Here is a 24541-nt window from a genome sequence, read left to right as displayed (position 1 = left end):
ACTCGCAGTCAGTCGCAGAAAACGCCCGCTCACGGCTCACTTCGTTCACCGTTCACGTTTTCCGAGGTTCTCACTTCGTTCGAACCTCGCCACGCCAGAACTGGGATTTGAACCCAGAATCCCAAATGGGAACACGCTTTCCAGGCGTGCGCCTTACCAGATTCGGCCATTCTGGCACGTACTTCGAAAGTGTGAGGGCGGGCGATTAAGGGCTTTCGTTTCCGAACAGCCGCGGTTGCATGCGGTATGAAGTGAGCGTCGCCCCAACACCGACAGCTACGGCGACACCAGCTTTGGCCGGTATCGACACCGGTACCCCGGCCAGCAGTTCGTAGCCCTGAATCAGAACCAGAAACGCGAGGCCCCCGACGACGCCCCACAGGAGACTGGCCTTCGTTCGCGGGTCCATCAGCGCCCTCCGCTCCGTGCTGTTGTGTCGGCAGGTACTGTACGTGCAGGCCATCCCATACACGAAACGGTGGTCGCTGTGGCTAAAACATCGCCGGAATCAGAGCAGGAACGTGACGAGCGCCAGCACGAGGAAGATGACGATGAGGAACTTCGCGACGCGGAAGCTCAGCCCGGCGATGCCACGGAACCCGGCAATCCCAGCGACGACGGCGAGAATCACCAAGACGACCGCGTAGTACAACAGCCCGCCACCGGACTGCAGCGGCACGGTCACAGTCGATGGCGCAGCGAACGGGAGCGCTACCATCCATACCACCGGTTACGGGGATGTCGGGAAAGCTGGAGCGCAGTATTAGTGTGCAGCGATGCCAGTGCTGACATACACACCTGTTCTGGCCGTTGCAGCGCCAGTGTTGTGCTTGCGAGGGCGGGGCAGTGTGTAGTGGAACCGGTCGGAAGCGGTCCCGCTGGGTCACTATGGCGCGGGAACTGATACGTCAGGTTCTATTGGCCCAACAGAGCTTTCATATGCAGGCCATCTGGTGCATCGAGCGGAACAGTCAGACGAGCACGTCGACCTCATACCCCTCGTCGGTGAGCGCGTCGATGAGTTCGGCGACGTGGTCGTGGCCGCGGGTCTCCAGGTCCAGTTCGACCTCGGCCGAACTCATCGCCACGTCGCGACTGGTCCGGTCGTGCTCGATGCCGTAGATGTTGACCTGCTCGCGTGACAGGACCTCGACGAGCTCTTCCAGCGCGCCGGGCCGATCCTGAAGGACGGTCCGGATTTTGAGATACCGGCCAGTCTCAACGAGGCCGCGCATGATGACGTTGGTCAGGGTGTTCAGGTCGATGTTCCCGCCACACAGCGCGGGAACGATCGTCTCGTCGTCCTCGAAGTCGAACTTCTCTTCCATGACGGCAGCCAGCGCGACGGCACCCGCGCCCTCGGCAAGCGTTTTCGAGCGCTCTAACAGTGTCGTCAGCGCGACTGCGATTTCCGAGTCCGACACCGTCACGACCTCGTCGACGCGGTCGCTGATGACCTCGAACGTCTGCTCGCCGACAGTGCGGGTGGCGATACCGTCGGCGATAGTTTCGACGCTGTCACGCTCGATGCGGTGGCCCTTCTCCAGGGATTCGGCCACGCTGGACGCTCCCTCGGCCTGCACGCCGATGACGCGGATACGTTCGTCCTTGCCTTTGAGCGCCGCGGCGATGCCACTGATAAGTCCGCCGCCGCCGATAGGGACGACGACCGTATCAACGCCGGGGAGGTCCTCGTAGATCTCCAGTCCGATGGTCCCCTGCCCTGCCATCACTTTCTCGTCGTCGAAGGCATGGACGTATGTCCGGCCCTCCTCGCGTTCGAGTTCGTGGGCGTGTTCGGCGGCCGCGTCGTAGTCCCGACCGTGAAGGACCACGTTACCGCCGTAGCTCCGGGTGGCCTTCACTTTCGATACCGGGGCCCGCTCCGGCATCACAATCTTCGAGTCGACGCCGATTCGCGTGGCGGCCAGCGCGACCCCCTGAGCGTGGTTGCCGGCGCTCGCTGTGACGACGCCAGCCTCCCGTTCAGCATCTGAAAGCGACGCGATACGGTTGGTCGCACCCCGTATCTTGAACGACCCCGTACGCTGGAACAGTTCGAGTTTGAGATGGATATCCGCGCCCGTCATCGCCGAAAACGTGTGCGAGTAATCAAGCGGTGTGTGTCTGGCCGTCTCGGAGACGGTGTCCTGTGCCGCGAGGACATCCTCAAATGAGAGCATGGGAGTGGCTATTCACCGGACCATGTTATACTGTGGGCCGACTATGCGGTCGCGACGGCTGGGACAGTCGCAACTACCCGGGTAGTGTCCTGAAACGGAAAGGGGGGAGCGTGTGACTGCACGCGGGAGAACGAACGCGATTGACTTAAATCCCGTCGTAGCGCGGTGAAAGTGAAAGTTCAAGACAGCAGTCGGATACAGTTGCACACCGCTACTGCTCGTCCCATGAGGTGGAGTTCGCTAGCCGGACAGAACTGTTTTACACTCGGTATCCCAGAAAGTAGTAGATGGATACCTGGCTGCGACGGACGCTGCTGTATATCGTCGCGCTTGGCGGCATCATTCTGGGGTATGCGTTCGCATACGACTACGGAATGGCAGTGTTCGAAAACAACCCGCAACCGTTCCTCCGGTCGCTTCGTGTCGTGGTCGAAACGTTCACTACGACCGGGTACGGCTCGGACGCGCCATGGAGCACCACGGAGATGCGGCTGCTCGTCATCGTGATGGACATCACCGGCGTCGTGCTCATCTTTCTCGCGTTGCCGGTGTTGCTGTTTCCGCTGTTCGAAGAGGCGATGGCGACGAAGGCCCCGAACACCGTCGAAAACGGCCTCAGCGACCACGTCGTCATCTGTCAGTTCTCCCCCCGCGGTGAGACGCTCGTCACCGAACTCGACACCTGGGACGTTGACTACGTCATCGTCGAACCAGACCGGGACCTGGCCAACGACCTCTATGAAGACGGGTACTACGTCATCCACGCCGACCCACAGTCCGTCGATGGACTCGAACGAGCCCATCTGTCGTCCGCTCGCGCACTCGTCGCTGACGCCTCCGACCAGGTGAACACCAGCATCATCCTCACCGCCCGCGAGGTCGACGAGTCCGTTCAGACTATCAGCGTCGTCAAGGAGCCCGACCGCGCGAAGTATCACGACCTCGCCGGCGCCGACGCCGTCCTGTCGCCGCGTGGACTGCTCGGTGAGAGCCTCGCGAGCAAGGTCACGACCGGCGTCTCGACGACGCTCGGGGACTCAATAGAAATCGGCGAGGACTTCGACATCGCCGAACTGCCGATCCACCGCGGGAGCGACCTCGTCGGGACGACGCTGGCCGACAGCGGCATCCGCGAGCAGACCGGCGTCAACGTCATCGGCGCGTGGTTCCGCGGCCAGTTCGTGAGTCCACCCGACCCCGACGCTGAACTCGACGGCAGTACGGTCCTACTGGTCTCGGGGACCGAGTCCCAACTGGAGCAGCTCAAGCAGATGACCCTCTCCAGCGTGCGTGGCTTCCGCCGCGGGGAAACGGTTATCATCGGTGCTGGCGAGGTCGGCCAGACGATTACGTCGGCGCTTACGAACGCCGGAGTGCCGCATACGGTGCTCGACCAGGCTGACGAGCCGGGGGTCGACGTTGTCGGCGACGCCACAGATCCCGAAGAGCTACGTCACGCTGGTGTCGGCACAGCCAGGACGGTTATTCTCGCCCTGTCGGCGGACACCGATACCGAGTTCGCGACGCTTGTTATCCGTGATCTCAACCCAGACGTCGAAATCATCGCCCGCGCCGAGGAAAGCGAGAACGTCCAGAAGATGTACCGGGCAGGCGCTGACTACGTCCTCGCGCTGTCGACAGTCAGTGGCCGGATGCTCGCCTCCACAATTCTCGAAGACGAGGACGTTATCTCGATGGACCAGCAAGTCGAAGTCATCCGCGTCGCCGCTAACGGCCTCGGAAATACGACGATCGGCGAGGCCGATGTCCGCTCACGGACGGGCTGTACGGTCGTCGCCATCGAGCGCAACGGCGCTGTCATCACCGACCTCAGTCCTGGCGTGACTATTGAACCGACTGATAAGCTCGTCATCGCCGGCACCGACGACGGCGTGACGCGGTTCAAGTCAGTGTTTGGCTAGCCACCTTTTTCGGCCTCGGGTGCGCTTCGCGCACCCCTCGGCGCAAAAACGTGGTCTTGTTGAGCGGAGCAAAGCAAGGCTCGAAAGACGAGCCTGGCGAGTCTTTCGGTGGCGAAAAAGGCCGAACGCTCGCTACGCTCGCGTTCGGTGAACCGCTCACTCCGTTCGCGGACAGTCACTACGCGTCCGTTACCACAACGTTCGATATTGGAGAGACTCGACAGGAGATGCAGCTTGTGCTGATTCCGGGAACCGGCGGCGTCGCCGCCGGATACTGGCCGCCCTGCCCTTCCCCGGTTCGCGCGATGAAACGCGCTCACGGCCATCAGTAATCCACTCTTCAGACGAACAGTAACGGTAGCGGGCCTATCGCTCGTCCAGCGGCACGAACTCCGTCTCGTCGGTGTTCTTGCCGACGTAGCGGGCACGCGGGCGGATCAGGCGGTTGTCCTCGATGTACTCGAAGACGTGGGCGACCCAGCCGCCGACGCGGGACATCGCGAAGATGGGGGTGTAGATGTCGATGGGGATGCCCATCTGGTAGTACGTCGACGCCGAGTAGAAGTCGACGTTGGGGGCCAGCCCTTTCTCTTCCATGAGGTAGTCCTCGATGGTGGTCGACATCTCGTACCACTTGAGCGTCCCGGCGGCCTCGCCGAGTTCCTTCGAGCGCTCGCCGAGGATATTCGCGCGCGGGTCCTTGACGTTGTAGACACGGTGGCCGAAGCCGGAGACACGGCGGCCCTCGTCGAGGGCGTTTTTGACCCAGTCGAGCGGGTCGGATTCGGCGTCGTCAACCTCCTTTAGCATCTCCATCACGTCCTGATTCGCCCCGCCGTGGAGCGGTCCTTTCAGCGTCCCGATAGCGGAGGTGACCGCACTGTGAACGTCCGACAGCGTCGACGCCGTCGTGATAGCCGAGAACGTCGAAGCGTTGAGGCCGTGGTCGGCGTGGAGCACGAGCGCCTGGTCGAACACGTCGGCGAGCACGTCGTCTGGCTCCTCACCATTGAGCATGTAGAGGAAATTCGCCGCGTGGTCGAGGCCGTCGTGGGGCTCGACAGGCTCCTTGCCGTCGCGGATGCGGGTGAATGCCGCGATGATCGTCGGGATTTTGGCCGTGATCCGTCGCCCAGTTTCGAGATTGACCATCTCGTCGGTCGGTTCGGCGTCCTCGGGCGCAGGGTCGAACGCAGAGAGCATCGACACCGCAGTCCGGAGCGCTGCCATCGGGTTCTCGTCTGCTTCGGCGAGCTGTCTCACAGTCGAGATGACGTCGTCGTCCACACCGCGTGCGTCCACCATCGCCTGCTTGAACTCGGAGAGTTCGTCCCGGTTCGGCAGGTGGCCGTGCCAGAGCAGGTACAGCACCTCTTCATAGCTGGCACCCTTCGCGAGGTCCTCGATGGTGTACCCCCGATACACGAGTTTGCCAGCGTCGCCGTCGATAACGCTGAGTTCGGACTCGGCGACGATGACACCCTCGAGTCCCTTCTTGAGGTCGTCGGACATACGCAATCAGTTCCCTACCTTCCGGGAAAAACATTTTCTTTCTGAGCGTGTGTGGCACAATGTCAGAGAACAGTTATTGGACGACTGTCCAGCAGCTTCCCGTCAAATCCGGGGCGGTGTTCCAACACATCACCCATAGTAGTGTGCAAACGGCCAGTCACGCCCCATATCGGGGCGCGCTATCTCGCCCCACAGTGAGGAACGTTTTTGCTCGGGGCCATCGAATCGGCGGCTATGGACCCGACAGGGACGGTCGAGTACGAACCGGTCAGCGTCAAGCAGGTGCTGGCCGAGATGAAAGACACCGCCGAGTTGCTCATTGACCTCTCGTACTCGGCTGTCCTGCTGGGTAGCGACGACGTGGCTGCGGAGGTGCTGGAATTAGAGGAGAAAATGGACGTGCTCCAGTTGCGCGCACGCATGAGTCTCCTGATGGCCTGCCGGTCGACGGCGGACGCAGAATCGCTCGCCCCGGTTCTGGGAATGGTTGGGGCCGCGGAGAAAATCAGCGACGCCGCTGGCGACATCGCCAAAATAGTGCTAGAGGACATCGGCCTGCCGGATACAATGCGGGCGGCCCTGCCCGAGGCTGTCGAGACGCTCGTGCGGGCGACAATCAGTTCTGAATCCGCGCTGGCCGGCGAGACACTGGGCGGTCTGAACCTCGAAACCGAAACAGGGGTCCGCGCGCTGGCGATTCGTCGGCAGGGGAACTGGTTGCTCAACCCCGAGCGGGAAACGCGCCTCGAAGCGGGCGACGTGGTGCTGTTCCGGGGACCGGAGGACGGTATCGCCGAGGTGTATCAGAACGCGACGGGCGAGGTGTACGAACCGCCGGAGCCGCCGGAAGGAGGCGTCCGCGACCTCGAACGAGCCGTTGACTCCATCGTCCTGATGAAAGACATGGGCGAGTTGGCCGTCGACCTGGCCTATGGTGCAGTCCTGTTCGACAGCACGGAGGTCGCCGAGGAAGTCGTCGAACTCGAAGCCGAGGTCGACGCGCTGCAGTCACGGTTCGAGGCCTGGACGCTCCGGGCTGCCGCCGACATCGACGATCCCGTCTCCCTGCGAGGGCTTGTCCATCTGGCCCGGTCGACTGAGGTCATCTCTGACGCCGCACTGGAGATGAGCGAAGGCGTCCTGCGGGGGCTATCGACGCATCCGGTCGTCGCCGAGGCCGTACAGGAGTCCGACGAGGTCATCGTCCGGACCACAGTGTACCCCGACAGCGACCTCGCGGGAACGACCATCGGCGACGCGGAGGTCAAGACAGCGACAGGCATGCGAATCATCGCGATACGGCGCGGCGCCGGGGAGAGCGAGCGGACCGGACGCGAGGGGGGTGACTGGGTCGTTTCGCCCGGCCCGGAAACACAGATTCAGACGGGCGATGTACTCATCGCGAAGGGGACTCGAACCGGCGGCGACCGGCTTACGGACCTGACAAAGAGCGCATAGCGTTATCTACTGTCTGGCGAGTCGCACGGCCGAGACGGCCGTAAACAGCGCTGTCAGCAGCCCGCCCAGCGATGTCGCGAGGACGAACGCCAGCGCCACGTAGAATCCAATCGGTCGCTGGGCTCCCGGCAGGACGAACAGGGCGAACAGCCCCGCCGTGAACAGGCCAGCGAGCACGAAGCCGATTTTCGCGTTGCGTGGTACGTTCAGCGCCGCGACCATCGCCGCTTTGCCGCTCTGTGGCTCGGACTGGGACACACCGACTGGTAGGGTCGGCGGCCCCAAGATGCCGTCGGTCCGGCGCAACTGTTGGCGAAATCCGAACCAGTAAAGGCTCCCAAGGCAAACGTGAGAACAATGGTTACTTTCGGTACGGCGACCGCCGCCCCCGGTGAAAAAGACACGGGGCGGCTGGAGGTCGGTGAGACCCGCGACGGGTCGACGTTCGGGCTACCGGTCGCCGTCGTCAACGGTATCGACGACGGACGGACGCTCTACATCCAGGCGGCCAGCGACGGTGACGAACTGAACGGTGTCGGCGTCATCCAGCGGACGCTCCCACAGCTCGACCCGATGGAGCTATCGGGGACGATTCTGGTCTGTGGCGTCGTCAACTACCACGCGTTTCAGGTCGCCGAGCACCGCAACCCGGTCGACGACACGAAGATGAATCGGGCGTATCCGGGCGACAAGACAGGGACCTCAAGCGAGCGCATCGCTGCGGCGACGTTCAACGCCGCCATCAGCGCAGATTACGTGCTCGACCTGCATCAGGGCTCAACCTCGCAGATGATCGACGAGGTGCGGGTCCGGTGTGGCACCCGCCACCGCCTCCACGAGGAGTGTCTCGAACTCGCCAAAGTGTTCGGCTGTGGCTACATCCTCGACCAGAAAGGCCCCGACGGACAGCTGGCCCGCGCTGCCCCGGACGAGGGCGTGCCAACAATCGACCCCGAACTCGGCGGCTGTGTCGGCTGGGACGAGGACTCCATCCAACGGGGCGTCGACGGCGTCTTCAACGTCCTGCACCACTACGGCTTCCTCGATGGCCACTACGACACGCGCCCGCAGACCCGCGCTACCGGGTTCGAACAGTATGGCTCTCCAGTCGGCGGCCTCATCGATTTCAAGCCCGACCTCGGTGACCGCGTCGCCCGTGGCGAGACGCTGTTTGAAGTGACCGACGTGTTCGGCGATCCGAAGGCGGAAATCACTGCCGACTCCAGTGGCGTATTCTGGCGTGCGCGCCGGCTCCCACAGGTCGCAACGGGCGAGTACGTCTGCTCGGTCGGGACGAACATCGATACCTACTGAGAACCACTTTCTATTGCAGGGGTGTCCTTGCGGCGCAACGGGCCGCTGTGGGCACCGCCCGCTGCTCACTGGCACAGAACGCCGCGTATGTCCGCCCGCAAACCTGCCTTTCCCCGTGGCGGCCGACGGAGCGGCCGCCCGGCCACCGCTGTGTTCGCTCCGCCGCTCTGCGCACTCCGCCGCGGCCACAGACACCGACGACTTCGACCGAAGATGCCGCCAGTTTTTGAACGGGCAGTGCCCCAGTACCCCTATGCGCACCTGTAGCGTCTGCGACCGGGAGTATCCGCGTGCGGAACCTTGGCGGTGTTCTTGCGAAGCACCGCTTGACTACGCCATGCAGCCGCTGCCCGACAGCCAACCGGGGCAGTTCTCACGGACCAGCGGCGTCTGGGACTTCGCCGAGTTCCTCCCGATGGACGAGCGAGTCAGTCTCGGCGAAGGCTGGACACCGCTGGTCGACGCGCCCGGGTGGGACGCCACGTTCAAACTGGAATCACTCTACCCGACGGGGAGTTTCAAGGACCGCGGCGCGGCGACGGTTATCGCCGAAGCGCTCGAAGTTGGGGCCGACCGCGTGCTCGAAGACTCCTCGGGCAACGCCGGGTTGGCGGTCGCATCCTACGCGGCGCGAGCGGGGCTGGACGCGGAGATATACGTCCCCGCGAGCGCGAAGGACGCGAAGGTTCGCCGCATCGAACGAACCGGGGCCGATGTCGTCCGGGTTGAGGGGAGTAGAGAGTCCGTAACCGAAGCCTGTATCGACGCTGTGGAGGACGGGGCAGGGTGGTATGCCAGCCACGCCTGGAATCCCGCTTTCTTCGCCGGGACAGCGACGGCTGCCTACGAAATCGCCGCCCAGCGTGACTGGAGCGTTCCGGACGCCGTCGTCACGCCGCTTGGTCACGGGACGCTGTTTCTCGGTCTCTACCGTGGATTTCAGGCGTTGGAGCAAGCTGGATGGACAGACGCTATCCCGCGCATACTGGGAACGCAAGCGGTCGGGTACAGTCCCATCGCCGACGATGACGAGGGCGGGACTGTGCCGGACGACGCTGCCGCCAACGACCTCGCCGACGGGATCCACATCCGGGACCCACCACGCGGCCGGCAAATCCAGCACGCTATCGACGAGACCGATGGTGCCGCCGTCGCCGTCTCCGCGGCGGCAACGGAGCGCGAACGCGACCGGCTCGGTGCAGCAGGGTTTCACGTCGAGCCGACGTGTGCGACGGCGACAGCGGCGCTACCCGAGTTCAGAGAGCGAGGAGAACTCCAGGACGGTGACGACGTCGTTGTAGCGTTGACCGGGCGAAACGATTAACGCATCAGCAGTGTCGATACCGCGAAGTCGGCATCGACAGAAAGCCACTGCTTCTCTACGTCTGTCGTGTCGACATCTGGCGCGTAGCAGATGAGTCGCTCGCTGCCGTCGGGACGGGAGCGTACCACGGCAGGCAGCGTGCCATCGTCAGCGTCAGTCGCCGCCGTCACCTCGCTCGTCGACCGGGTATCGGAGTCCATGTTCCGATTCACGACAGGTGTTATTATTGTTACCTGTCGGTTATCGGGTGTAAGGGCTACTGAACGTCGTCGAGAGAAACGAGAAGGTCAGACGAAACGGCCAGCCAGTTTGCTTCCAGTTCGGAGCCTGTGCTATTGGGCGGATACAGGATTGAACGCTGGCCGCCACCCGCAGCCGGCTCGTGTTCGACAGTCAATAGTTTCTCGGCGGCGTCGCCGTCCGTCGTATTTTGCTGCTGGGCATCTGACCGCTCAGGGCACATGGCCGCAGATAACAGTATTGCAATATTGTTATCCGTAGTCTAAATCGGGATATATCCCCCTATTACTGGAATATTCGTGGTGCTTACTGACTGGTAGCCAGTCCGAACCAGATAGCAGAGAGAAACAGAGCCGCGCTCGGTCGCTATGTGAGAAGTGTACACGACGAGGTCACGGCGCGTGCGAATTGTTAGAGCCTATTTCCGGATAGTGTCGGCCCCGGGGTCGATTCAGACCGGTACTTCCAGACAGCATTCCGTCTCAGCGAGACGGGTGCGTGGGCGCGTCGAATCCGCCACGGACCAGCGGCTTCGCGATGTGACGGCGGGCGACCGGCGGGACTTCGTACCATCCGCGTTCCAGCCCCCGCTCAATGGACTGCGCAGTCTTGCCGTCAGCACTGGTCCCGCAGTCCCGACACCGATAGCCCTGGTTCCGGCCGGCGGATTTCATCGACCGGCCACAGTCCGGGCAGTCCGGCGTAACGGCTTCCGTCCGAACGAGGTCACGGACCGCGAACTTCTCCAGTTTGAGTGTGCCATCAGTCACTTCACCACAGGCAGTGATTCGGTCGCCGGCTTTAAGCGAGCGGACCCGGTTGCGAAAGCCCTTTGTTGGCTCGAAGGCCGCACAGTCGAGGGTCGCGCCGTCGCCTTCGAGCGTGAGAAACACGTGTCCCCCCGCTCGGGTTTCAGAAGCCTCAACCACGGTGCCGGTGACACGGTAGGCGCTGTCGGCCGTGACCGCGTCGAGGGACGCGTCCTGTAGATGTACGTCGGTTCCCTGATTCGTCACGAACGTCGCTCGGCGAGCGATGGGTTCGCTGTCGATTGCGTCGGCGACGGCGCGACAGGCGGTCGGGTCGTCGCCGCGAATCCCGTAGAGAATCGGACACGGCGTCCGCGGCACGCAGACCGGATAGCCCGATGCACGGTCCACAGTGTCCCACACCTCGGGATAGTACTCCTCAGCCGCCGCGCGGACGCTCTCGCTGTCGACCGCTCGCTCAGTGCCCCACCGGTCTCGCTCCCGGTAGGCGATATGTTCGTACGTCCAGTCCGATAGCGCGGCCCAGGCACCAACCGCCGCGAGCGCACCGACGAGTCCGCGGCCGTTGCCCCGCTGGCAGCGAGCGAACCCGACCACGTCAGCTAGCGTCGTCGCGGCCATCGGGTCCTGTATCGACCGGATGGTCTCGCGGGCGAACGTTGCGACCTGCGGCGGGACATCTTCAGGGTCGCAGTCAGCGACGATAGCGCCGGGATTGGTCCGTGGGTCATCGGTTTCAGCCATGTCGAGCACGTCCTCGGCCAGTCCAAGCGCTGTATCGGCATCGAGGTCCGTATGCACCGCCAGCGCCGCGTTCCCGCGGGTCTTGTGTTCGACAGCGGGGTTCAGCCGGACGAGGAGCAGTCGCTCGACGGTCCCTCCGGCGTTCCGGATCGACTCGGCGAGCGTGGCGGCGGCGTAGGTCGTACACATTCCCCGTTCGCGCGAGTCCGTATCATCGAGGCCGACGACAGTCACAGGCGCCTGTAGCCCCGAAACAGTCAAACCCCTTTCGTCACGTCCCAGTTTCGGGCCTGAAACCTCAACGAACGGCGCAATACATATAATGGGTGAGCGGGCTAGACTCAGTAGAGGTACAGAGTACTATGTCACGGTCGGCGCTGGTGGAAAACGTCATGGCGATGCTCGAAGACGCTGGCTTCCTCGTCAGCGACCGCTGTGCGATTCGTCCGAAGAGTTTCGACATCGCTGCCCGTCGCGGTGAGGACGTGTTGCTCCTGAAGATACTGGGCAACATCGACGCCTTCGATGCACAGACCGGGGGCGAGATGCGGCGACTGGGCACATATCTGAATGCCACCCCGATCGTGATCGGCCTCCGAACGCGCGACGAGGAACTGAAACCCGGTGTCGTCTACTTCCGGCACGGCGTTCCCGTGCTGTCACCCGACACCGCGATGGACCTGTTCGTCGAGGAGGTCCCGCCACTCATCTACGCCGCCCCGGGCGGACTCTACGTCAACATCGACTCCGAAATTCTCGCCGACGTGCGCGAGGACCGCGACTGGTCGCTGGGCCGCTTGGCGAAGGAACTGGGCGTCTCCCGGCGGACGGTCTCAAAATACGAGGACGGAATGGACGCCTCCGTCGAGGTAGCCGCCGAACTCGAAGACCTATTCGACGCCCCGCTGACATCGCCGGTGAGCGTCCTCGAAGGCGCCGAGGAAGTCCGTGATGATGAGCCGACACCGGACGACCCCGATGTCGCACCGGAGGACGAGCCGATTGTGACGGTGTTCACCCGTATCGGCTTCGAGGTCCACCCGACGGACCGCGCGCCGTTCAAGAGCGTCAACGAGAGCGACGACGAGCACGGGCAGGTCCTTGCCGGCCACTCGGCGTTCACCGAAACGGCCGAGAAACGGGCCCGAATCATGTCCTCTGTCGGTGAAGTGACCCGGACCCGGTCGGTGTACGTCGTCGACGAGCTCCGACGGGAGTCCGTCGAGGGGACCGCGCTCATCGAAAAGGAAGAGATGGAGAACATCGAGGACGCCATCGACCTGCGCGACCTCATTATGGAGCGCGGCGAGGACCGCGAGGAAGTCGCCTGAGCGGTCGCTTACCGTCGTTGCTGCCAAGTAAAAACGAGAACCACCGCAAGCGCCGGGTCTACTGTCCGTACGTCTTTTCGAGATATTCGACGATGTCGTCGGATTCAGGCATCCCGTCGACGCCGTTGTCCTCGTCAATGAGTACCGGAACACCGGTCTGGCCAGAGACCTCCTTCACTTCGGTCCGCTCGCCGTGGGACCGTGGGACCATGTGGGATTCGTAGTCGAGCCCGAGTTCGTCGAGTTTCTTCGTTACCTTCGCGCAGTACGGACAGCCTTCGAGTTCGTAGAGTTCGAGATTGGCCATTGCACCCACGTGTAGGCGAGCCAGCGTCAAGAACACATCGGTGGTGTGTCCCGGCTGTGCAGGGGCGAAAGCGTTCCGGCCAGCGCTACACGTCGATGTCGTCGGGCGCGTCGGCAAGCAGGTCAGAGGCGGTCACGAGCGAGGAGAGTTCGAGGTCGTGGTCGACGAGGTTCTCGCTGGCTCCTTCCTCGCGGTCGACGACGACGAGCACGCGGTTGACGACCGCACCGGCCTCGCGGAGCGCCTCGGCGGCATCGACCGCGCTCTGGCCGGTCGTGGCGATGTCTTCGAGGATGATGACCTCCTCGCCGTCGGTCAGGTCGCCCTCGATTCGGTTGCCCGTCCCGTACTCCTTGGCCTGCTTGCGGGCGATGACGTATGGAATGTCGGTTTCGACACTGGTGACCGCGACCAGCGGGACCGCGCCGAGGGCGACGCCGGCGAGCGTGGCGTCCGTGTCCCACTCGGCGATACGCTCGGCGAAGGCCCCGGCGATGAGGTCCAGACAGTCGGGATTTGTCTCGAAGACGTACTTGTCGACGTAGTAGTTCGACGTGCCGCCGTGGGAGAGCTCGAACTCTCCGAATTTGACGGCGTCAGCGTCTCGCAGCGCCGCGATGAGTTCGTCGTTTGCCATACGCTCACTGGACGGTCACGGGGCTAATGACTGTTGGATTCAGACAGCGACATTCCTAAGCCCTTCCGCCTCAGACACTCGCTCGAATGCAAGTGTTCGGGTCGAGCGGCGTCCGAGGTGTCGCGGGCGATGAGCTGACACCGCGGTACGTCCTTCGGGTTGCACAGGCCGCCGGGGACGTCTGGCGTGACGACCACGACCGCGTGGCGATCGCCCGGGACACGCGGACGACCGGGCGGACGTTCATCAACGCCGCGACCAGCGGGCTGACGGCCGTCGGGTTCGATGTCGACCGCCTCGGCGTCGTGCCGACGCCGGGACTGCAGGCCTACTGCGAGCGTGAGGCGGTCCCGGGCGTAATGATTACTGCGAGCCACAATCCGGCCGCGTACAACGGCGTGAAGCTCATCGGCGCCGACGGGGTTGAACTGACACGGAGCACGCTCGACCGCGTCGAGCAGTCGCTCCGGGACGACACTCCAAACTACGCAGACTGGGAGACAGTCGGGTCGGACACCGCCATCGAGAGCGCCCGCCGCCGATACCGCGAGCAGGTGCTTGCTGCCGTCGACCGCGACCGAATCGCCGACGCCGACCTCACTATCGTCGTCGACTCCGGCCACGGAGCTGGCTCTCTTACAAGCCCCGACCTGTTCCGCGAACTCGGCTGTGAAGTCCACACCGTCAACACCCAGCCCGACGGCCACTTCCCCGGCCGTGACCCCGAACCCGTCGCCGAGAACCTCGAAGACCTGCGGGCGTTCGTCCGCGCGACCGACGCCGACCTCGGCTTTGCCCACGACGGCGACGCCGACCGCGGGATGTTCGTCGACGAGACCGGAACACACATCGAAGGTGACGCCGCGCTGGCCGCGCTCGCGGCGGCGAAAATCGAGGCCGGCGACGGCGTCGTCTCGGCCGTCAACGCCTCCCAGCGGCTGGTCGACGTCGTCGAAGACGCCGGCGCGACCCTCTCGCTTACTCCCATCGGCTCGACGTACATCGTCAGCCGCATCCGCAAACTGCAAAACGAGGGGACCCACGTCGCGATTGCCGGCGAAGGCAACGGCGGCATTCTCTTTCCCGACTACCGCATCGCCAGAGACGGCGCGTTCACCGCCGCGAAGTTCCTCGAACTCGTCGCTGACCGGCCTGCAAGCGAGGTCGCCGCGGACTACGACGACTACTACAACGTCCGTCGGAACCTCGAATACGAGACCGAGGAAGAGCGCGAATCAATGCTCGAAGGTATCGAGGCCCATGCGAACGAGGCGACGGCCGACCTCGATACGACAGACGGCTACCGCCTCGACTACGGCGACGGCTGGGTACTTGCTCGACCGTCTGGCACGGAGCCCGTCGTCCGGGTCTACGCCGAAGCGCGCACACTTGACCGCGCCGAGGAACTCGCCGAAACGATGGTCAGCCGCGCGACCCAGCAAACGAATACTTACAGCGGCGAATAGGTGTCCAGCGCGTCGTCGATAGCCGCTCTGGCCTCGCGGGCAGCTGACAGTTCTTGTTCGACAGCACCGCTTGCCAGCCGTTCGCGCTCAGCTTCTGTGAGTTCCGAGCGAGCGAGAGCGCTCTCCCGGAGCCGCTCGTAGTCGTCTCGCTCCGCGAGTCCACGCACCTCCCGGAGCGCGGCGACGACCGACTCATCCGCGAAGCGGGCAACAACCGAGCGGTACGCTCGGCAGAGCCATGGCAGAGCGGTCGCCGATGGCGGCGGCCAGTCGACCCGCACCGGCTCGGCGTCAAGCCGCCGGAGATACGTCTGCCGGGTGGCGACAGCACTGCGGAGCGCTGCGGCGTCGTCGACGTAGTGGTCCAGTTTCGAGGCGGAGTAGTCGGCGTACTCCAGCAGTTTCGGAATCGGTTCGGTCCCGGCGTCGTGCTCGCGAACGTACGTCAGCAGTTCGGCGGGTGGGGACCGGAACTCGACCAGCGGGTACGCGTCCGCTCGCTCGATAACCGCCAGCGCGTCTCTAGCGGGCGTGTTGCGCCGAAAATCGGTGAATGCCTCGGTAACGGCGTCGTTGTAGCGCTCGATTGGCTCACGAAGGTGCTCGACCGGCGCGTCAAGGTCGGCATCGCCGAGCCGCTGGAGGCGTTCCAGCTCGTCGATACGGTCGCTCAGTTCGTCGCGTCGACGGCCGGCGTCCGTTCGGGCTTTTTTGTACTGCTCGCGTGCGTCGTCAAGTTCGTCAAGTCGCCCGACGAGGTCGCCGATGGGAGACAGCATCTCCCGGGCCTGCTCGAAGTCGCTTTCGGTGAGCCGCCGCTGCTGGAGGAAGTCGTCGATTTCTTCGAAGGTATCCCGTTCAGGCAGGTCTTCGGAGAGGTCGTCGGTCAGCGTCCCGACCCGGCCCTGAAACTCCATGAACGCCTCGAAGTCGCCACCACCGGTCGCTCGGCCGTCGTAGCTTTCGAGCAGGTTCCACAGTTCGCGGTAGATGTCACGGCAGTCACGGAGCGCGTCTGCGCCAACCGAATCAACGCGTTCGTGTGCCCGGGCGTACGCGTCGGCGGCCTGTTCGAGTCGTTCCACGGCGTCGGGGGGTCCCGCACCGCTTTCGATCTCAGTATCGGATCGCGCCATCAGTACACGTCGTCAGGTTCGAACACTTGCTCACCGACCGTCTCGCCGTCGACAGTCCGGTGGAAGCAGGACTCGTAACCGGTGTGGCAGGCCCCGCCGGTCTGGTCGACAATGTACAGCAGCGCGTCCCCGTCGCAGTCGACCCGCACCTCTTCGACGGCCTGCGTGTGGCCGCTCGTCCCGCCCTTGTGCCAGAGTTCGTCCCGGCTCCGCGAGTAGTAGTGGGCCTCCCCCGTCTCGCGGGTCTTCCGGAGCGCTTCCTCGGTGACGTAGGCAAGCATGAGCACGTCACCGGAGTCTGCGTCCTGCGCGACTGCCGGGATGTACTCCTGCTCGTCGAACGCGAGGTCGACGTCGGTCATACTCGGGCCGAGGTGTGTCCGCAAAATAGGTCTTCTGCTGTCAGCGGTCAGGCCAGCCCGACCGCCTGCAACAGCGAGAACAGCACGTCGCCGTAGGTGAGTGAAACGACCAGCCCCGCGAACATCGGGACGAGGAACGGAATCCCGGGCGAAATCCACACCTCGTCCTGTTCGACCAGCACGTCCAGCCCATCACGGAGCTGCTGGGGTGAGGTGCCGTAGGCCGAGTGGTCGATATCGTCAAGGAACCGCTCGGCACCCCATGGGTCGTCGATTTGGTCGGGGTGGTCCATCCCATCGGCCCCGATGTCGTTCGCTGACGGTTCGGCCACATCGCCGGACGCCGAGTCGCCGCCATCGGTCGCCAGAGACCCGTCACCGGGGTCGTTCGGGACTGCCGGGAGGGAGGTCGGAAGCCGATGCTGCGCTGGGTCGGCACGGATATCAGCGAGCGAGCAGCCGCGCCACTGGAGGTACATCCGGAGCGCGTCGAGGTCGAGGCCGCCACGGTCGAACCCGTCAGGCGATTCGAGCAGTCGGCCGTACTCTGTGGTGACGTCGGTGGCGGCGACGGGCCGCCCGATAAACATCGCCAGCGAAAACCGGCCCCGGGCGAGGTTCCCGGCAGCGACAGCCAGCGGATAGACGACACCGGCAAGCACGGTGTTCGAGAGGACCGTCAGCGAGAAGACGCCGATAGCAGTCTGCTGAAGCGGGAGCGCGACGCTTGGCATGGGCAGGTAGTACACCGGATAGATGGGAAAGAGAACGGCGATGAGCATGAACGCCTTCGCATCGGCCCCGCCGAAGCCGCCGATGAGCCAGAAGCCGTACGACAGCGGAATAACGAAGCCGAGACTGATTGCAACCCTGATAAGAAACAGCCGCTGGCCGACCGCTGTCGGGCCGGTCCAGACGGTGTAGGCGTCCCACAGCAGGAGGACGACCGCCAGCGCGGCAAGTGGGGTCCAGGTCCGGTTGGGCACCCGGCGAGTTTTCACGTCGCGGTAGGCCGCCCACCCAAACACCGGGACGGCAACCAGTCGAAGCAGGTCCGGTATCGACCCGAGCACGGCTATACGCAGTACAGGGGTGCCCCTAATGGTTCCGATACGACGGTTCTCCTGAGCAGTTGCTACCGGGAGAAGAAAGCGTAGTGCGCTACAGGAGCCGCGTTAGATGACGCGGTTCTGCAGGTAGTCGAGATGCTTGGCGTTGTAGACGATCTTGACCTCGTCGGCGTCCGGGCTGCCGATACAGGTCAGGCGAACGTTCTTGTCTTCGACTTCCTCGTCGCTGAGGATCTGCTGCATGTCCATGTCGATGTCGCCTTCGAGAACGATGGCGGCACAGTTCGCACAGGCACCGGCGCGGCACGAGAAGGGCCAGTCGTAGCCCTGTGCCTCGGCGGCCTCAAGGATGTACTCGCCTTCGTTCACGTCAAGGGACCCGTAGTCCTCGTCGTCGAGGTCCATATCCGACGCCTCTCCGAAGACGTCGTCGTCGTACATGTCCCAGCCGTTATCGTCCACTACTTCGTAGTTAAGGTACTCTACCGTGGGCATCACCTGATTGTTTGAACCCCGCCCTGTTAGACTTTGCCCTTCCGTTTTAGGCCGTGCAAAATAATGAGGGACGGCGCGGGGATTCATCGAGAATTTACGACGGCTGTTCGGGGCCGATTACCCCTCAGGCGATGGGCAGAAACCGGAACACCAGATACGCCGCGAGCGTCGCAATCGAGGGGACGACGTTCTGGAGGAATATCACTCTGGCAGTCGTGCCGGGCTCGAACAGGTCCGACGCCGACGGGATGTCCTCGCGCGATTCCTCGCCGATGGGCTCGGTCTCGGCCGGCTTCGGCGTCCCTTTCTTGCCGCCGACAGTCGGCGCATCCGCTGCGTCCGCGTCGGTGGTCAGCGCACCGACGGATGCGACGGGTGCCTCGCCCTGCACAGTGTCAGAGAGGCTCGTCGTTCGCGTCGCACGGCCCCACCCGAGCCCGACGATGCTCATCGTGGCGATGATGACGAAGCTCGCTGGGATACCCAGCGCGGAGAGGAAGGTGACGATGGTCGATGCGACTGCCGCGACAACGATGGCAGCGACCAGCGGGAGGTCGGTCAGGTCGTTGCCGACCGTGTCCATCGTCCGGCGAGCGATGGTGAACGCACCGAGGCCGATAGCGCCGCCGCCGAGCAGAATAGCCGGGTACAACTCCAGCGAGCCGTTGCCAACGAGGGGCGCAACAGCGTTGGCGACGTTCGACGCCCCCGCCGAGAAGCCCATGTAACAGCCGATACCGATGACGACGACGGTCCCGACGAACTCACGTTGCGTCGTATTCTCGCCGAGCCCCGGCCGCGGAATCGAACCGGACCGATCGAAATCCAGCAGCGCTCCTTCGCTCTGTGAGACGGCGAACCACTCAACGAGTGTCGGGTAGAAGTACCGCCCGATGACGCCGCTGACCCAGAAGGCGATAATCGGCGAGACAAGCCACCACGAGACGATTTCGAGCATCAGGGCGGCGTTCAATGTCCCGCGGGCGAGGCCTAGCCCGGCGATAGCGCCAACGGCCGTCATCGATGTCGACGCCGGAACCCCGACCACGTTCGAGAGGAACAGCGCGACGCCGATGAAAAACAGGACAACGATGCTGATCAGCGGCGAGAACTGCGTGGCGACAAGGTCACTGCCCAGGCTCTGGACGACAGCTGGGCCGACGATGAGCCCGCCGGCCATCGCAAATATCGTCATCAGGGCCGCCGCCGAGAGTTTTGAAAGCGTGTTCGACCCGACCGCAGGCCCGAACGCGACACCCGTGGACGACCCCCCGATATTGAAGCCGACGAAGATAGCCACCAGAACACCGAGGGCAAAGAGAACTTCGACCATACGCTACCAACTGTCGTCGTCAGGTAAAGGGTACCGCCTTCGCCAGCACATCATACGACCGGGGTCGCGTGACCCAGTGGTGCCACATACTGTCGGTAGTCCGTCAGTAACAACTGTCGATACCCCCGGGAGTGAATATCCTGAGCTCGGGACAGCCGACAGTCAGTAGGCGAGAACGTACTGGAACACCAGAAACGACGAAACGGCAGAAATCGACGGTGTCAGTATCCAGAGCATGACAACCCGGCCAGTCGCCGCCGGGTCGAAGAGGTCTGCCGCCGAGGTTACTGACTCCGGGTCTTCCTGGCCGATCGGTTGGACTTCGCGCTCTCCCGGGGGCGACCACGCGGCTTCATCGCGGTCGGTCGTCAGCGCGTCGACGGTGACGGTCCCGCCTCCACCGCCAGCGGCGGCACCGGTGACGGCCGCGCCCGCTGCGTCAGCCAGTGACGTCGTTCGGGTAGCCCGACCCCACCCCAGACCGACGACGCACATCGTCGCTGAGACCGCCAGACTCGCCGGGATGCCAGCCCAGGATAGCAACCCGATGATTGTCGCACTCACCGTCTCGACGATGAGCGCCGCAAGAATCGGAAGTTCGGTGAGGTCATTCCCGACCGTATCGAGCGTCCGGCGAGCGATAGTGAACGCACCGATGCTGATAGCGCCACCGGCGAGCGCAACGCCTGGGTAGAGGCCCAGCTCGCCGCTCCCAACAAGGGGTGCAACGGCGTTCGCGACGTTCGACGCCCCCGCCGAAAACGCCATATAACAGCCGATAGCGACGACCAGAAACTGCCCGACCCGCTCACGCCGCGTCGTGCCCGGCCCCTTGCTCTCGAAGGCTATCCTGACTTCGAGATGTGGGTAGAGGTAGCGTCCAACGACTGCTGACAGCCAGAACGCAGTGATAGGCGCGACGAGCCACCACGAGACGATACGCCCCATCACGGTCCAGTCGATAGTGCCGGTCGCAACGCCGAGGCCGGCAATAGCACCGACGGCAGTCATCGAGGTCGAGGCCGGCACCCCGAAGAGGTTCGAGACCAGCAGGGCGAGCCCAACAAAAAAGAGAATGGTAACGCTCGCGATGAGAGTAAACTGTCCGCTCGGGACGATGCGACCGCCCATCGTATCGATGACCTCCGTTCCGATGGTTGCCCCGCCGAGGAGTGCGAACGCCGACATCAGGACGGCGGCCCACTCCTTCGAGAGCGTGTCCGACCCCACTGCCGGACCAAAGGCGACACCGGTCGATGACCCACCGATATTGAAACCGACGAAAATGGCAACCAGAAGCCCGATAGCAAAGAGAATCGAGACCATGTCCAACAGCAAACCCTGACGGGTCTAAATAATACCGTTCGTGACCGCTCTCGGAGTCAGACGGTTCGAGTCGGAATGTTTCGTCATCACAGACCGCAGAGCATCCCGTACGACCATCCACCATCCAGTCGATGGCCTGCCGTCACAGCCGCTCAGTCGCGGTCGTCATCGCCGTTGTCAGCCGGCACCGTCTCTTCGACTTCCGACGCTGTCTCCTCGACCTCGCTCGCCGTCTCCTTGGCCGCTTCGACCTCGTCGGTGACTGATTCAGCGGTCTGTTTCGCGTCGCTGGTCTTGTCCTTGACCTCGGTCGTCTTGTCTTTCACTTCAGTCGTCTTGTCTTTCGCTTCCGTCGCCTTGTCCTTGACCTCAGTCGTCTTGTCTTTGACTTCCGTTGTCTTGTCCTTGACCTCAGTCGTCTTGTCTTTGACTTCCGTCACCTTCTCGGCAGCGTCATCATCGCCGGTCTCGGTCGCAGTCTGTTCGACTTCGTCGGCCGTCTGCTCGACCTCTTCGGCTGTCTGTTCGACTTCGTCGACGGTTTCTTCCACTTCGCCCGCAGTCTGTTCCACCTCGTCGGCCGTCTGCTCGACTTCGTCCGCTGTCTGCTCGACGTCTTCGGCTGCCTCGTCGACCGTTTCAGCGGCGTTTTCGACCTCGTCAGCGGTCGTTTCCAGTTCTTCGGCGGTCGTCTCCAGTTGCTCGGCTGCCTCTTCGAGTTCAGCGGCCTTGGTAGCGACATCCTCGTTTGTCCGCTCGAGGACGTTTGCAAGGACGAGGAACTGTAGCAGACCAACAACGACGAACGCCGAAATGGCGATGCTCGCAGCGGTCGCAAGCATTGATTCCGTCCCGGCACCGAGCGGTAGAACACCGAACGCGGCCAGTCCCCAGGCCAGCGCCAGCCCGACAGCGACGACCAGCACGGCCTGTTCAAACAGTCGGTACTCGCGCTCGTATCGCCCGAACATGACTGCTTCGAGCCGACGGGCGAGCGGTGTGAGGACGAATGTTGCCATAACCATAGCTGACCTTTCCTATCACAGCGTAAAAGCATGGGGGTACACTGGGTCAGACAGCCGCCCGTACGTCTCGGACCGACACGCTTTCGACGGCTGCCACCGGACCACCGGCCATGTACCCCGAGTTCGAGGTCGTTCCCGCGGTCGACATGCAGGACGGACAGGTGGTCCAGTTGGTCGGCGGCGAACGCGGCACCGAGAAAACCTACGGCGACCCGGTCGAGGCCGCACAGCGGTGGGTGGACGCCGGGGCGCGGACGCTCCATCTCGTCGACCTCGACGGCGCGTTCGAGGGCGAGCGACAGAACGCGGCGGCCATCGATGCCGTCCTCGACGCGGTGGGAGCCGACGTGGACGTGCAACTCGGTGGCGGTATCCGGACCGCCGAGGACGCCGTGTCGCTGCTTGACCGCGGGCTGGACCGCGTCATCCTCGGGACCGCCGCCGTCGAGACGCCGGAAATCGTCGGCGAAATCAGCGACGAACACCCCGGCAGTGTCCTCGTGAGCCTCGACGCGAAGGACGGTGAGGTCGTGGTGTCGGGCTGGACCGAGGGCACTGGGCTGGACCCCGCCGACGCCGCCGAGCGGTACGCCGACCTGGGGGCCGGCGGCATCCTGTTTACCGACGTGGACGTGGAGGGACAGCTCGACGGGGTGCGAACGGACCCAGTTCGTCGTCTGGTCGATAGCGTCGATATCCCCGTCATCGCCAGCGGCGGCGTCGCGACCATCGATGACGTGCTGGCGCTCCGGTCAGCGGGGGCCGGCGCTGTCGTCGTCGGCAGCGCCCTCTACGAGGGACAGTTCACGCTCGATGCGGCGATTGACGCGCTCGGCGAGTCATCGGAATAACCCGGGCCGGCTGAACGCATAACCGTGTGGCGCCCTCACAAGACGTATGGACCGCAATGAGGTTCGCCGCGCGTGGGACAGTGTCTCCGAGACCTACGCCGAACGGCGCGACCCGACCGGGTCGGACGCAGCCCTGCTTGAGGACTTGCTCGAACGGCTCCCCGAAGCGCCGACAGTTCTCGACGTAGGCTGTGGTGACGGCGCGCGGACGCTTGCGAACCTCCCGCCGAACAGCGTCGGTCTGGACTTCTCGCGTGCGGGTCTGAACCTCGCCGCCGAGACAGTGCCGGACAGCCGGCTCGTGCAGGGTGACATGACGGCGCTTCCGGTTGCGACCGACAGCGTGGACGCCGTCACGGCCTACCACGCCGTCTTTCACGTCCAGCGAGACCAGCACCCGGAAGTCTACCGGGAGTTCGCCCGCGTCCTCCGGCCGGGCGGCACTGTGTTGATGACACTGCCGAGCGGCCAGTTCGAGACCGTCCGTCGCGGCTGGATGGGCGGGTCGATGTTCTTCTCAGCGCCGGGTCGGCGGGCGACGCTCGACCAGTTGGCCGACGCCGGCTTCACCGACACGGAGACCGTCACTGCGACGGACCCTCTCGGGAGCGATAGCGAGTTCGTCTTCGCCACGCTCGCCAACGCATAGCAACTCACTACTCCCCCAACTCGTCGGCAGTGCTGACGTGCATCCCGACGAACTGCCACTCGCGTGCCCCGCCTGTGGCTTCCAGGGCCCCGCTCCAGCGAGTGTCGTACTCGTGACGGACCGCGCTCTCGGTGCCGGTCCAGCACAGTTCCACGTCGTCGCTGAACCACGCGTAGCCCTCGCGTTCTGTCACCCGGAGCGCATGGCTCTCGACAGTCCAGTCGGCCGTCGTCTCGGTCTGGTCCTGCAGTCCCGTTCTAATGGCGTCGGTCCCGACCAATTGTTCGGAGATTCCGAACTTGACCACCGAGCGGTCTGCGTCATCGGCGAAAAAGGGGCCGAGCGGCTCGCCGGCCCGGAGCGCGGCGTAGTAGGCCGCGATAGTCTCTGCTGCGTTCATACTCAGCCCTACGGCCTGTGGCCCCTTCACTGGCCACGCCCGGCGGCCGCGACCACGCTCTCCCGACCCGCAATCCTTACGCCGCGGACGGCCACACGGACGTGTATGACAGAGGCGACGGGAATCGTCGGGGAATTCCTCACGCTCAAGGAGGGGACCGACGCGGACCTGCTGGCGATGCAGTGTGGCGACTTCTACGAGTTTTTCGACGAGGACGCCGAGATCGTCGCCGACGAACTCGACCTGAAGGTGAGCCAGAAATCCTCGCATGGCTCGTCGTACCCGATGGCAGGGGTTCCGGTCGACGACCTGACGCCGTACGTCTCCGCGCTGGTCGAGCGGGGCTACCGGGTCGCCATCGCCGACCAGCACGAGACCGAGAACGGCCACGCTCGCGAAATAACGCGGGTCGTTACGCCCGGAACGCATCTGGAGACCGGCGACGAGTCGGCGCAGTACCTCGCCGCGGTCGTCCGGGAGGCCAGCAGGGACGGCGGCGACACCTACGGTATCGCCGCGACGGACGTGACCACGGGCCAGTTTCAGGTCACGCAACTGGACGACGCCGACGCGGGCGAGGCGCTGACAGAGCTGTACACGTTCGGGCCGGCCGAGATTCTCCCCGGCCCGGAGCTCCGGAACGACGACGAATTTCTTGACCGCCTGCGCGAGCGGACGGACGCGGC

27 protein-coding genes, 1 tRNA gene and 1 pseudogene are annotated in these 24541 nt (G+C 64.1%); 10 read left to right on the top strand and 19 right to left on the bottom strand.

Annotated features, from left to right (window positions below):
- Positions 1-92: 92 nt before the first annotated feature.
- The 4 genes from G9463_RS15245 to ilvA form a co-directional block, all read right to left on the bottom strand.
- Positions 93-176 (bottom strand) — tRNA-Ser (locus G9463_RS15245).
- A gap of 29 nt (positions 177-205) precedes the next feature.
- Positions 206-409, bottom strand: a complete 204-nt coding sequence (locus G9463_RS15240) for a hypothetical protein (RefSeq protein ID WP_004959429.1) — start codon at positions 407-409, stop codon at positions 206-208.
- A 99-nt stretch (positions 410-508) separates the two neighbouring features.
- Positions 509-718: a DUF1328 family protein gene (locus G9463_RS15235; RefSeq protein WP_011224268.1), complete on the bottom strand. Its 210-nt coding sequence runs from the start codon at positions 716-718 to the stop codon at positions 509-511.
- A 253-nt stretch (positions 719-971) separates the two neighbouring features.
- Entirely contained in the window at positions 972-2183 is a 1212-nt protein-coding gene (gene ilvA, locus G9463_RS15230) for a threonine ammonia-lyase (protein WP_165897172.1), read from the bottom strand.
- 287 nt (positions 2184-2470) lie between these two features.
- Here ilvA and G9463_RS15225 point away from each other — a divergent pair, with 287 nt between their 5' ends.
- Positions 2471-4105 carry a TrkA family potassium uptake protein gene (locus G9463_RS15225; RefSeq protein ID WP_007189456.1) on the top strand — a complete coding sequence of 545 codons (1635 nt, stop codon included), beginning with the start codon at positions 2471-2473 and terminating at the stop codon, positions 4103-4105.
- 59 nt (positions 4106-4164) lie between these two features.
- A complete protein-coding gene (locus G9463_RS15220) occupies positions 4165-4437 on the top strand; it encodes a hypothetical protein (RefSeq protein ID WP_127014024.1) in 273 nt (90 codons plus the stop codon).
- Between the two features lie 34 nt (positions 4438-4471).
- On the opposite strand, the gene citZ is transcribed toward G9463_RS15220, so the two are convergent.
- Entirely contained in the window at positions 4472-5617 is a 1146-nt protein-coding gene (gene citZ, locus G9463_RS15215; RefSeq protein ID WP_127014023.1) for a citrate synthase, read from the bottom strand.
- 234 nt (positions 5618-5851) lie between these two features.
- On the opposite strand from citZ, the gene G9463_RS15210 reads away from it, so the two are divergent.
- Positions 5852-7075 carry a potassium channel family protein gene (locus G9463_RS15210; RefSeq protein ID WP_127014022.1) on the top strand — a complete coding sequence of 408 codons (1224 nt, stop codon included), beginning with the start codon at positions 5852-5854 and terminating at the stop codon, positions 7073-7075.
- A 6-nt stretch (positions 7076-7081) separates the two neighbouring features.
- Here G9463_RS15210 and G9463_RS15205 read toward each other — a convergent pair whose 3' ends face one another.
- Positions 7082-7297 carry a hypothetical protein gene (locus G9463_RS15205; RefSeq protein ID WP_004959447.1) on the bottom strand — a complete coding sequence of 72 codons (216 nt, stop codon included), beginning with the start codon at positions 7295-7297 and terminating at the stop codon, positions 7082-7084.
- Positions 7298-7432: 135 nt separating this feature from the next.
- On the opposite strand from G9463_RS15205, the gene G9463_RS15200 reads away from it, so the two are divergent.
- Entirely contained in the window at positions 7433-8389 is a 957-nt protein-coding gene (locus G9463_RS15200; RefSeq protein ID WP_004959449.1) for a succinylglutamate desuccinylase/aspartoacylase family protein, read from the top strand.
- A gap of 253 nt (positions 8390-8642) precedes the next feature.
- The gene (locus G9463_RS15195) at positions 8643-9713 is read left to right on the top strand and encodes a pyridoxal-phosphate dependent enzyme (RefSeq protein ID WP_165897171.1); all 1071 of its coding nucleotides are present in this window, start codon (positions 8643-8645) and stop codon (positions 9711-9713) included.
- Here the strand turns inward: G9463_RS15195 and G9463_RS15190 are convergent.
- The 3 genes from G9463_RS15190 to G9463_RS15180 form a co-directional block, all read right to left on the bottom strand.
- Positions 9710-9913, bottom strand: coding sequence for a hypothetical protein (locus tag G9463_RS15190; RefSeq protein ID WP_004959455.1), 204 nt, complete (start codon positions 9911-9913; stop codon positions 9710-9712). The genes G9463_RS15195 and G9463_RS15190 overlap by 4 nt on opposite strands.
- Positions 9914-9969: 56 nt before the next feature.
- Entirely contained in the window at positions 9970-10176 is a 207-nt protein-coding gene (locus G9463_RS15185) for a hypothetical protein (protein WP_004959459.1), read from the bottom strand.
- Positions 10177-10435: 259 nt separating this feature from the next.
- The gene (locus G9463_RS15180) at positions 10436-11701 is read right to left on the bottom strand and encodes a tRNA(Ile)(2)-agmatinylcytidine synthase (protein ID WP_165897170.1); all 1266 of its coding nucleotides are present in this window, start codon (positions 11699-11701) and stop codon (positions 10436-10438) included.
- A gap of 128 nt (positions 11702-11829) precedes the next feature.
- Here G9463_RS15180 and G9463_RS15175 point away from each other — a divergent pair, with 128 nt between their 5' ends.
- Positions 11830-12798 carry a transcriptional regulator gene (locus G9463_RS15175; protein ID WP_005537026.1) on the top strand — a complete coding sequence of 323 codons (969 nt, stop codon included), beginning with the start codon at positions 11830-11832 and terminating at the stop codon, positions 12796-12798.
- Positions 12799-12856: 58 nt separating this feature from the next.
- Here G9463_RS15175 and G9463_RS15170 read toward each other — a convergent pair whose 3' ends face one another.
- Together G9463_RS15170 and pyrE are read right to left on the bottom strand one after the other, a co-directional pair.
- Positions 12857-13105 (bottom strand): glutathione S-transferase N-terminal domain-containing protein, encoded by a 249-nt coding sequence (locus G9463_RS15170; protein ID WP_007189462.1) that lies wholly within the window; start codon positions 13103-13105, stop codon positions 12857-12859.
- 85 nt (positions 13106-13190) lie between these two features.
- On the bottom strand, positions 13191-13742 hold the full coding sequence (gene pyrE / locus G9463_RS15165) for an orotate phosphoribosyltransferase (protein WP_127014018.1): 552 nt from the start codon (positions 13740-13742) through the stop codon (positions 13191-13193).
- Positions 13743-13828: 86 nt separating this feature from the next.
- On the opposite strand from pyrE, the gene glmM reads away from it, so the two are divergent.
- Complete coding sequence (glmM, locus tag G9463_RS15160) at positions 13829-15208, top strand: phosphoglucosamine mutase (RefSeq protein WP_165897169.1); 1380 nt, start codon at positions 13829-13831, stop codon at positions 15206-15208.
- On the opposite strand, the gene G9463_RS15155 is transcribed toward glmM, so the two are convergent.
- The 7 genes from G9463_RS15155 to G9463_RS15125 all read right to left on the bottom strand — a co-directional run bounded on the left by G9463_RS15155 (position 15193) and on the right by G9463_RS15125 (position 21955).
- Positions 15193-16344, bottom strand: a complete 1152-nt coding sequence (locus G9463_RS15155; RefSeq protein WP_007189464.1) for a hypothetical protein — start codon at positions 16342-16344, stop codon at positions 15193-15195. The two genes, glmM and G9463_RS15155, sit on opposite strands and share 16 nt — an antisense overlap.
- Positions 16344-16706 (bottom strand): phosphoribosyl-AMP cyclohydrolase, encoded by a 363-nt coding sequence (gene hisI, locus G9463_RS15150; RefSeq protein WP_165897168.1) that lies wholly within the window; start codon positions 16704-16706, stop codon positions 16344-16346. The genes G9463_RS15155 and hisI overlap by 1 nt, the downstream gene beginning before the upstream one ends.
- A 47-nt stretch (positions 16707-16753) precedes the next feature.
- Positions 16754-17779: an A24 family peptidase gene (locus G9463_RS15145; RefSeq protein WP_165897167.1), complete on the bottom strand. Its 1026-nt coding sequence runs from the start codon at positions 17777-17779 to the stop codon at positions 16754-16756.
- Positions 17780-17881: 102 nt separating this feature from the next.
- On the bottom strand, positions 17882-18271 hold the full coding sequence (gene fer1, locus G9463_RS15140) for a ferredoxin Fer1 (RefSeq protein ID WP_165897166.1): 390 nt from the start codon (positions 18269-18271) through the stop codon (positions 17882-17884).
- Positions 18272-18395: 124 nt separating this feature from the next.
- On the bottom strand, positions 18396-19604 hold the full coding sequence (locus tag G9463_RS15135; RefSeq protein WP_004959489.1) for an inorganic phosphate transporter: 1209 nt from the start codon (positions 19602-19604) through the stop codon (positions 18396-18398).
- 162 nt (positions 19605-19766) lie between these two features.
- Positions 19767-20930, bottom strand: coding sequence for an inorganic phosphate transporter (locus tag G9463_RS15130; RefSeq protein ID WP_165897165.1), 1164 nt, complete (start codon positions 20928-20930; stop codon positions 19767-19769).
- Between the two features lie 152 nt (positions 20931-21082).
- On the bottom strand, positions 21083-21955 hold the full coding sequence (locus tag G9463_RS15125; RefSeq protein WP_165897164.1) for a hypothetical protein: 873 nt from the start codon (positions 21953-21955) through the stop codon (positions 21083-21085).
- Between the two features lie 110 nt (positions 21956-22065).
- On the opposite strand from G9463_RS15125, the gene hisA reads away from it, so the two are divergent.
- Together hisA and G9463_RS15115 are read left to right on the top strand one after the other, a co-directional pair.
- Positions 22066-22806, top strand: coding sequence for a 1-(5-phosphoribosyl)-5-[(5-phosphoribosylamino)methylideneamino]imidazole-4-carboxamide isomerase (gene hisA, locus G9463_RS15120; RefSeq protein WP_165897163.1), 741 nt, complete (start codon positions 22066-22068; stop codon positions 22804-22806).
- A gap of 46 nt (positions 22807-22852) precedes the next feature.
- Positions 22853-23455 (top strand): class I SAM-dependent methyltransferase, encoded by a 603-nt coding sequence (locus tag G9463_RS15115; protein ID WP_127014014.1) that lies wholly within the window; start codon positions 22853-22855, stop codon positions 23453-23455.
- A 7-nt stretch (positions 23456-23462) separates the two neighbouring features.
- Here the strand turns inward: G9463_RS15115 and G9463_RS15110 are convergent, their stop codons facing one another.
- Positions 23463-23855 carry a nuclear transport factor 2 family protein gene (locus G9463_RS15110; protein ID WP_165897162.1) on the bottom strand — a complete coding sequence of 131 codons (393 nt, stop codon included), beginning with the start codon at positions 23853-23855 and terminating at the stop codon, positions 23463-23465.
- Between the two features lie 105 nt (positions 23856-23960).
- Between G9463_RS15110 and G9463_RS15105 the strand changes: the two are divergent.
- A pseudogene (locus G9463_RS15105) lies at positions 23961-24541 on the top strand (DNA mismatch repair protein MutS); the annotation flags it as partial.

The organism is Haloarcula sp. JP-Z28 (assembly GCF_011440255.1).
Classification (GTDB): domain Archaea; phylum Halobacteriota; class Halobacteria; order Halobacteriales; family Haloarculaceae; genus Haloarcula; species Haloarcula marismortui.
Note: the sequence above shows the minus strand (reverse complement) of the source record. Positions and strands in the feature narration are given on the sequence as shown.

Bases quoted from the DNA above. Each gene is read 5' to 3' on its own strand.
- G9463_RS15240 (WP_004959429.1), bottom strand. From the start codon at position 409: ATGGACCCGCGAACGAAGGCCAGTCTCCTGTGGGGCGTCGTCGGGGGC.
- G9463_RS15235 (WP_011224268.1), bottom strand. From the start codon at position 718: ATGGTAGCGCTCCCGTTCGCTGCGCCATCGACTGTGACCGTGCCGCTG.
- ilvA (WP_165897172.1), bottom strand. From the start codon at position 2,183: ATGCTCTCATTTGAGGATGTCCTCGCGGCACAGGACACCGTCTCCGAG.
- G9463_RS15225 (WP_007189456.1), top strand. From the start codon at position 2,471: ATGGATACCTGGCTGCGACGGACGCTGCTGTATATCGTCGCGCTTGGC.
- citZ (WP_127014023.1), bottom strand. From the start codon at position 5,617: ATGTCCGACGACCTCAAGAAGGGACTCGAGGGTGTCATCGTCGCCGAG.
- G9463_RS15210 (WP_127014022.1), top strand. From the start codon at position 5,852: ATGGACCCGACAGGGACGGTCGAGTACGAACCGGTCAGCGTCAAGCAG.
- G9463_RS15205 (WP_004959447.1), bottom strand. From the start codon at position 7,297: ATGGTCGCGGCGCTGAACGTACCACGCAACGCGAAAATCGGCTTCGTG.
- G9463_RS15200 (WP_004959449.1), top strand. From the start codon at position 7,433: ATGGTTACTTTCGGTACGGCGACCGCCGCCCCCGGTGAAAAAGACACG.
- G9463_RS15195 (WP_165897171.1), top strand. From the start codon at position 8,643: ATGCGCACCTGTAGCGTCTGCGACCGGGAGTATCCGCGTGCGGAACCT.
- G9463_RS15190 (WP_004959455.1), bottom strand. From the start codon at position 9,913: ATGGACTCCGATACCCGGTCGACGAGCGAGGTGACGGCGGCGACTGAC.
- G9463_RS15185 (WP_004959459.1), bottom strand. From the start codon at position 10,176: ATGTGCCCTGAGCGGTCAGATGCCCAGCAGCAAAATACGACGGACGGC.
- G9463_RS15175 (WP_005537026.1), top strand. From the start codon at position 11,830: ATGTCACGGTCGGCGCTGGTGGAAAACGTCATGGCGATGCTCGAAGAC.
- G9463_RS15170 (WP_007189462.1), bottom strand. From the start codon at position 13,105: ATGGCCAATCTCGAACTCTACGAACTCGAAGGCTGTCCGTACTGCGCG.
- pyrE (WP_127014018.1), bottom strand. From the start codon at position 13,742: ATGGCAAACGACGAACTCATCGCGGCGCTGCGAGACGCTGACGCCGTC.
- glmM (WP_165897169.1), top strand. From the start codon at position 13,829: ATGCAAGTGTTCGGGTCGAGCGGCGTCCGAGGTGTCGCGGGCGATGAG.
- G9463_RS15155 (WP_007189464.1), bottom strand. From the start codon at position 16,344: ATGGCGCGATCCGATACTGAGATCGAAAGCGGTGCGGGACCCCCCGAC.
- hisI (WP_165897168.1), bottom strand. From the start codon at position 16,706: ATGACCGACGTCGACCTCGCGTTCGACGAGCAGGAGTACATCCCGGCA.
- fer1 (WP_165897166.1), bottom strand. From the start codon at position 18,271: ATGCCCACGGTAGAGTACCTTAACTACGAAGTAGTGGACGATAACGGC.
- G9463_RS15135 (WP_004959489.1), bottom strand. From the start codon at position 19,604: ATGGTCGAAGTTCTCTTTGCCCTCGGTGTTCTGGTGGCTATCTTCGTC.
- G9463_RS15130 (WP_165897165.1), bottom strand. From the start codon at position 20,930: ATGGTCTCGATTCTCTTTGCTATCGGGCTTCTGGTTGCCATTTTCGTC.
- G9463_RS15125 (WP_165897164.1), bottom strand. From the start codon at position 21,955: ATGGTTATGGCAACATTCGTCCTCACACCGCTCGCCCGTCGGCTCGAA.
- hisA (WP_165897163.1), top strand. From the start codon at position 22,066: ATGTACCCCGAGTTCGAGGTCGTTCCCGCGGTCGACATGCAGGACGGA.
- G9463_RS15115 (WP_127014014.1), top strand. From the start codon at position 22,853: ATGGACCGCAATGAGGTTCGCCGCGCGTGGGACAGTGTCTCCGAGACC.
- G9463_RS15110 (WP_165897162.1), bottom strand. From the start codon at position 23,855: ATGAACGCAGCAGAGACTATCGCGGCCTACTACGCCGCGCTCCGGGCC.